Origin of the sequence: Tritonibacter sp. SIMBA_163 (assembly GCF_046535935.1) — a bacterium.
Lineage (GTDB): Bacteria > Pseudomonadota > Alphaproteobacteria > Rhodobacterales > Rhodobacteraceae > Epibacterium > Epibacterium scottomollicae.
In genome coordinates this window covers 1-276 of sequence record NZ_JAWJBP010000379.1, presented here as the reverse complement: position 1 = coordinate 276, position 276 = coordinate 1, and the positions used below count along the sequence as shown (strand labels likewise).

At 64.9% G+C, this 276-nt stretch carries 1 protein-coding gene; it reads right to left on the bottom strand.

The window, feature by feature from the left end:
- Positions 1-276, bottom strand: a 276-nt coding sequence (locus R0J92_RS22800) for a PhnD/SsuA/transferrin family substrate-binding protein (RefSeq protein ID WP_411053341.1), incomplete at both ends; no start/stop codon positions are given.

The following is a 276-nucleotide window of genomic DNA, read 5'->3' as shown; positions in this document are numbered from 1 at the left end:
CACGCCGTTCTTGGCGAAGACGTAGTAGGACGGCACCAGGAAGCCGCTGGTGGAGTTCGGGTCGCCGTTGCCGAAGCTCAGCGAGCCGTCGCACTTCAGCACGTCTTCCAGGCTGTCGATCTCGCTGTCGGCCGGGGCGATCAAGAGCGAGTAGTAGCCCTCGGAGCCGTCGTCCTTGATGGTCTGCGCGAAGATCTCGCCGCCGGCACGGTCGACCGCTTCCATCGCCGACTTGTTGCCGAACCAGGCGACGTCGACCTTGTCGAAGCGCATGCC